The 810-nt window shown below is 43.6% G+C and carries 2 tRNA genes and 2 rRNA genes; all 4 read left to right on the top strand.

The features are described 5' to 3' along the window. A 16S ribosomal RNA gene (locus tag DXV75_RS17020) occupies positions 1 to 71 on the top strand; the annotation flags it as partial. Positions 72 to 166: 95 nt separating this feature from the next. Continuing rightward, positions 167 to 243: transfer RNA gene (locus DXV75_RS17015), tRNA-Ile, on the top strand. A 119-nt stretch (positions 244 to 362) separates the two neighbouring features. Further along, positions 363 to 438, top strand: a tRNA-Ala gene (locus DXV75_RS17010). A 284-nt stretch (positions 439 to 722) separates the two neighbouring features. Then, positions 723 to 810: ribosomal RNA gene (locus DXV75_RS17005) — 23S ribosomal RNA — on the top strand; the annotation flags it as partial.

The following is an 810-nucleotide window of genomic DNA, read 5'->3' as shown; positions in this document are numbered from 1 at the left end:
TGTGTTTCATGACTGGGGTGAAGTCGTAACAAGGTAACCGTAGGGGAACCTGCGGTTGGATCACCTCCTTACCAAAAAATCGACGCTGACATTCATTTAGCGCAGTGCTCACACAGATTGTTTTGTTTATCGAAAGAAAAGAACGCTAAGGTATACCTTACCCAATAGGCTTGTAGCTCAGCTGGTTAGAGCGCACCCCTGATAAGGGTGAGGTCGGCAGTTCAAGTCTGCCCAAGCCTACCATTTCTTCCTTGCTCTTCGTTATCGAATTGCTCATGTGCTACGGGCACACTACGCAATCCGATGCCTCGATCAAGAAAGAAACCCACTAACCCATAAGTTAGTATGCAAGCCATATAGATGGGGCTATAGCTCAGCTGGGAGAGCGCCTGATTTGCATTCAGGAGGTCAGCAGTTCGATCCTGCTTAGCTCCACCATCTCAAAACGCATTCGAAGCAGTGTTTTTTAAGATGGTATTTATTACCACCATGTTCTTTAACAATTTGGAAAGCTGATATTAGTAATCAATCAAAATTGAGTAACTGAGATTGAATATCGAAAGATGTTCTTTCACGCCATTACTCTACTTGACTTGAATTACTTGTTATCGATTTGATTGATAACAAGGTAATACACGATTAGCTTGTCATCATACGACATTACTCTTACTCGGATTCAAAAGGCGAGTAAAAAGCTCTAACGAGGTTTTTTGGGGTTGTATGGTTAAGTGACAAAGCGTATACGGTGGATGCCTTGGCAGTTAGAGGCGATGAAGGACGTGTAAGTCTGCGAAAAGCTGTGGTGAGCCG

Origin of the sequence: Alteromonas aestuariivivens, from assembly GCF_003367475.1 — a bacterium.
In the GTDB taxonomy this organism is placed as follows: Bacteria; Pseudomonadota; Gammaproteobacteria; order Enterobacterales; family Alteromonadaceae; genus Alteromonas; species Alteromonas aestuariivivens.
The sequence above is the reverse complement of the archived record's forward strand: the minus strand, read 5'-3'. Positions and strand labels throughout refer to the sequence as shown.